We start from the raw sequence: 5,257 nt of genomic DNA, 5'->3' as shown, positions 1-5,257 counted from the left end.
GCCGCGCGCCCGCTACTACGGCCCGCCGCCGCGCTGGCACCGGGGGCCGCCGCCGCGCTGGCACCGCCCGCCGCCGTATTACCGCTATTGAGCCAGCAAAAAGGGCCAGGGGATCGCTCCCCTGGCCCTTCCGCCGCCCGCTGGCCTCAGGCGAGGCTGGCGGGGTCCTTCGGGTCTTCCTTGGGGGTGGGGGAGGACGGCGCCTCCTCCGCAGCGGCTGGCTTCGCCGCAGCGCCGGTACCGAGCTTCGCCTCCAGCGCCGCCACGCGGGCGGCCAGGGCGGTGGATTCCTCCCGCGCGCGGCGGGCCACTTCCAGCGCGGCATCCAGGTCCTCGCGCCGCACCAGCTCCAGCCGCTGCGCCAGCATCTCGACCTGCGACTTCACCAGCGATTCCAGCTCGGCCCGCGCGCCGGCGAAGACGGAAAAGGCCCCGCCCGCCACGCCAGCCAGGTCGTCGAAGAAGCGCCCGCGCCGGCCGGGGCCGTAGCCGGTGCCGGTGCCGCTCTCGCTCTTGGTATCCGTCATCCCAAACCTCCAAAACGCCGGTGAAACAGACTGATGCCCGGGGCAGGTCGCCTGGCATCGGTGCTTGCCGCTATCACGGCACGGCGCCTATACCCGGCGCGCCCGGGGAACAACCCCGGGCCACCACATCGCGGAAGGCTCTGCGCGCCCTGATGGACCCTGCCCCATGTATTTAGTGACCGGAGGCGCCGGTTTCATCGGCTCCAATCTCGTGGCGGCGCTTTGTGCCCGTGGCGAGGAAGTGCTGGTGGTGGACCGGCTGCGCGCCGGTGAGGCCGGGCGCGAGAAGTGGCGCAACCTGGCGCATCACGGCATCGCCGGCATCCTGAGCCCCGACCGGCTCTGGGCCTGGCTGGCCGATACGCCGCGCCCCAAAGCCATCCTGCACCTGGGCGCCATCAGCGACACCACGGTGCGCGACGGCGACCTGGTGGCGGAGAACAACCTTTCCCTGACGCTGCGCCTCTTCTCCTGGTGCGCGGACCATGGGGTGCCGCTGATCTATGCCTCCTCCGCCGCCACCTATGGCGGGGGCGAGCAGGGCTTCGACGACGATGCCTCGCCCGAGGCACTGGCGAAGCTGCGGCCGTTGAACCTCTACGGCTGGTCCAAGCACGCCACGGACCGGCGAATCGCCGACCTGCTGGCGCGCGGCCACAAGGCGCCGCCGCAATGGGCCGGGCTGAAGTTCTTCAACGTCTATGGCCCCAATGAATTCCACAAGGGCCGCATGGCCAGCGTGGTGCTGCACAAGTTCCGCCAGATCATGTCGGACATGCCCGCCACCCTGTTCCGCTCCGACCGCGAGGGCATCGCGGATGGCGAGCAGCTGCGCGACTTCGTCCATGTGGACGATTGCGTCGAGGTGATGCTCTGGCTGCTGGACAACCCGCAGGTGTCCGGCCTGTTCAACGTCGGCACCGGCACGGCGCGGTCCTTCCTGGACCTGACGCGCGCCATCTATGCGGCGCTGGGCAAGGAGCCCGACATCTCCTTCGTGAACATGCCGATCGATCTGGAAGGCAAGTACCAGTACTACACCCAGGCCCGCATGGACCGGCTGCGCGCCGCCGGCTTCGCCGGTGCCGCCACGGGGCTGGAGGATGGGGTGGCGCGCTATGTGCAGCGCTACCTGACCCAGCCCGACCCCTACGTCTGAGGGCCCGCGCCGGCATGTTCCCTGTGATCGCCTTCCCTGCCATCGACCCGGTGCTGGTGCATCTGGGCCCGCTGGCCATCCGCTGGTATGCGCTGGCCTATATCGTCGGCATCGTCATCGGCTGGCAGTGGATGAAGCGGCTGGTGGTGCTGAGCCCCGCCGTGGCCACCAAGCAGCAGGTGGACGACTTCGTCACCTGGGCGGTGCTGGGTGTCATCCTGGGCGGCCGGCTGGGCTATGTGCTCTTCTACGGCTTCGAGCGGTATCTGACCGCGCCCTGGGAAGCGCTCTACATCTGGCAGGGCGGCATGTCCTTCCATGGCGGCGCCGCGGGGGTGATCCTGGCGATCTTCCTGTATTGCCGGCAGCAGAAGCTCAGCTTCCTGGGCTTCGGGGACCGCATCTGCGCCATCGTGCCGGTGGGGCTCTTCTTTGGCCGCCTCGCCAATTTCATCAATGGCGAGCTCTGGGGCCGCGTCTCGGACGTGCCCTGGGCCATGGTCTTCCCCACCGGCGGGCCGGAGCCGCGCCACCCCAGCCAGCTTTACCAGGCCGCCATGGAAGGGCTGATCCTGCTGCTGGTCGTGCAGGTGCTGGTGCATATCCCGGCCATCCGGGCGCGGCTGGGCTTCGTGGCCGGCGCCTTCCTGGCCGGTTATGGCATCGCCCGCATGGTGGGTGAGCTGTTCCGCCAGCCGGACGCGCAACTCGGCTTCCTCTTCGCCGGCCTCACCATGGGGCAGCTTCTCTCCATCCCGATGGTGCTGGTCGGCGCCTTCCTGATGCTGCGCGCCAAGCCCGTCACCCGGAGCGTGACGGCTTGAGCGAGGCGGAACGCCTCGACCACTTCATGGCCCGCGCGGCGGCGGCCTATTACGCCGGGCGCGAGCCCTTCGGCGCGCGGGGGGACTTCACCACCGCGCCCGAGATGTCCCAGGCCTTCGGCGAATGCCTGGGCCTCTGGGCCGCCGTGGTCTGGCAGGGCATGGGCGCACCCTTCCCCGTGCATCTGGTGGAACTCGGCCCCGGGCGCGGCACGCTGATGGCGGATGCGCTGCGCGGCATCGCCACCGCCCTGCCGCCCTTCCGCGCCGCGCTGCGGGTGCATCTGGTGGAAGCCAGCCCCGGACTGCGCGCCGTGCAGGCCGCGACGCTGGGCGAAGGCGTGGCGGAATGGCATGACAGCCTCGACAGCCTGCCGCCCGGCCCCGCCATCATCCTGAGCAACGAGTTCCTGGACGCGCTGCCGATCCGCCAGTTCGTCCGCCGTGGGGAGGGCTGGATGGAGCGCTTCGTGCGCGACGGCGCCTTTGCCGAGCAGCCCGCCGAGAACCCGCCCCCCCTGCCCGCCGAGGCCCCCGAGGGCGCCGTGCAGGAATGGAACGAGGCCGGCGAGGCTTTTGTGCGTGCCCTGGCCAGCCGCTTGGCCCAGCAGGGCGGCGCCGCGCTCTTCCTGGATTATGGCCCGGCCGAGAGCGGGCTGGGCGACAGCCTCCAGGCCTTGGCCAACCATCGCGCCGCCGATCCGCTGTCCGAGCCCGGCAGCGTCGATATCACTGCCCATGTGGACTTCGCCGCGCTCGCCCGCGTGGCGCGGGCGGCGGGCGCCGCCGCGCATGGCCCGGTGCCGCAGGGCATCTTCCTGCAGGCGCTGGGGCTGGTGACACGCGCCGCCATGCTGGCCCGCGCCGCGCCACATTCCGCCGGCTTGCAGCTTTCCGCCGCCCAGCGGCTGATCGCGCCCGAGGGCATGGGCCGGCTGTTCAAGGCCCTGGCCCTGACCCATCCTGCCCTTCCCGCCCCGCCTGGCTTCGAGGTATCCGCCCCATGACCGCCGAATTCCTCTCCGACGCGGCGCTGGATGGCCTGCCGCATGGCTTCTTCACCCGGCGCGGCGGTGTCTCCTCCGGCAGCTTCGCCTCGCTGAACTGCTCCCTTTCCGGCCGCGACGACCCGGATGCCGTGGCCCGCAACCGGGCGCTGGCGATGGAGGCCATCGGCATCGCGCCGGCCGCGCTTTCCTCCACCGTGCAGGTGCATGGGCCCGCCGTGGCACAGGTGACGGCGCCCATCCCGCCCGATTCCCGCCCGCAGGCCGATGCCATGGTCACTGACCGGCCCGGGCTGGCGCTGGGCATCATCACCGCCGACTGCGGCCCCATCCTGTTCGCGGACCGCGCGGCGGGGGTGGTGGGCGCGGCCCATGCCGGCTGGCGCGGCGCCGTGGGCGGTGTGCTGGAAGCCACCATCGCGGCCATGGAGGCCCTGGGCGCGACCCGGAAGAACATCGCCGCCGTGGTCGGCCCCTGCATCCGCCAGCCTTCCTACGAGGTCGGGCCGGATATGCGCGACGCCGCCCTGGCGCAATCGGCCGAGGCCGCCCGCTTCTTCGCCCCCGGGCAGCGGGAGGACCGCTGGCAATTCGACCTCGCCGGCTATTGTGCCGCGCGGCTGCGGGCGGCGGGCGCCGGGCTGGTTTCCGTGGTGGCGGCGGATACCCTGGTGGAGGAAGACCGCTTCTTCTCCTACCGCCGCAACACGCTGCGCGGCGGCGGGCCGATCGGCCACCAGCTCTCGGCCATCGCCCTGCCGGCCTAGGGCAACCCCGCCCCGCCCGCCGATGTTCTGCTTTTTCGTCCTTATTTCATGATGGTGTTCTGCATTGCCCTGGTCTGACTTCCTGCGGCGCCACCTGCCGCTGGTGCTGCTGTTGCTGGCCACCGCCTGTGGCACCCTGCCGCAACCCTACCGGGGCAATCCGGGCGGTGAGGCCGCGCGCCTGGCGCTGCCGCCCGCCTATCGCATCGCCGTGGTGAAGCCCACGGATGCCATGCTCTCGGACGAAGCCTCCAAGGACCTGGCCGAGGCCATGGCCATCGCCCTGCGCGATGCGGAGGTGCCGGCCACCGTCACCGCGCCGCTGCCGCTGGACCTGCGGCTGACCATCGTGGCGCAGCGGCCGGACGCCAACCGCAACACGGTGGTGCCGCGTTACACCCTGTACGACGCCGATGGCGCGTCGCTTGCCAGCAACACCGGCGCCCCGGTGCCGCTGAAGGCCTGGGCCAGCGCGGCCCCCAGCGTGTTCAAGAGCCTGGGCGACCGCGATGCCCCCAACATCGCCAAGCTGCTGTCGGGCATCGAGGCCGCGCGCAAGGAAAGCCATCCGCAAAGCCTGACCGGCAAGGCCGCGCCACGCCTGCGGCTGGTGCCGGTGAAGGGGGCCCCGGGCGACGGCAATGCCGCGCTCACCGCCCGCATGGAGGAGTTCCTGACCAAGCGCGGCCTGGTGCCGCAGAACAACGCCGAGGGCGCCGACTATGGCGTCGAGGGCCGCGTCACCATGGCCGATGCCCCCAATAACCAGCAGCGCGTCGAGATCCTCTGGATCGTCACGCGCCGGGACGGGCAGGAAATCGGCCAGGTGCTGCAGATGAACGAGGTGCCGAAGGGCAGCCTGAACCGCTTCTGGGCCGATGTCGCCTATGTGGTGGCGGACGAGGCCTCGGCCGGCATCCGCGACGTGCTGCGCAACGCGGGCTCGCCCCCCGGCCCGCAGCAGGCGCCGGAG

The 5,257-nt window shown here is 71.4% G+C and carries 6 protein-coding genes; 5 read left to right on the top strand and 1 reads right to left on the bottom strand.

From position 1 onward, the window contains the following. Positions 1-146: 146 nt before the first annotated feature. On the bottom strand, positions 147-527 hold the full coding sequence (locus tag IBL25_RS24245; RefSeq protein WP_187781033.1) for an accessory factor UbiK family protein: 381 nt from the start codon (positions 525-527) through the stop codon (positions 147-149). Positions 528-693: 166 nt separating this feature from the next. Here IBL25_RS24245 and rfaD point away from each other — a divergent pair, with 166 nt between their 5' ends. From rfaD to IBL25_RS24220, 5 genes are all read left to right on the top strand, one after another. Further along, complete coding sequence (gene rfaD / locus IBL25_RS24240; protein WP_187781032.1) at positions 694-1,686, top strand: ADP-glyceromanno-heptose 6-epimerase; 993 nt, start codon at positions 694-696, stop codon at positions 1,684-1,686. Between the two features lie 14 nt (positions 1,687-1,700). Next, positions 1,701-2,510 (top strand): prolipoprotein diacylglyceryl transferase, encoded by an 810-nt coding sequence (gene lgt, locus IBL25_RS24235; RefSeq protein ID WP_187781031.1) that lies wholly within the window; start codon positions 1,701-1,703, stop codon positions 2,508-2,510. Then, complete coding sequence (locus IBL25_RS24230) at positions 2,507-3,517, top strand: class I SAM-dependent methyltransferase (protein WP_187781030.1); 1,011 nt, start codon at positions 2,507-2,509, stop codon at positions 3,515-3,517. Before lgt ends, IBL25_RS24230 begins: the two co-directional genes overlap by 4 nt. Continuing rightward, positions 3,514-4,284, top strand: coding sequence for a peptidoglycan editing factor PgeF (gene pgeF, locus IBL25_RS24225; RefSeq protein ID WP_187781029.1), 771 nt, complete (start codon positions 3,514-3,516; stop codon positions 4,282-4,284). Before IBL25_RS24230 ends, pgeF begins: the two co-directional genes overlap by 4 nt. 64 nt (positions 4,285-4,348) lie before the next feature. Further along, positions 4,349-5,257, top strand: a 909-nt coding sequence (locus tag IBL25_RS24220) for a hypothetical protein (protein WP_187781028.1), incomplete at its 3' end; no start/stop codon positions are given.

It is taken from the genome of Pseudoroseomonas ludipueritiae, assembly GCF_014490445.1.
GTDB lineage: Bacteria > Pseudomonadota > Alphaproteobacteria > Acetobacterales > Acetobacteraceae > Pseudoroseomonas > Pseudoroseomonas ludipueritiae.
This window is presented reverse-complemented; position numbering and strand designations above follow the sequence as displayed.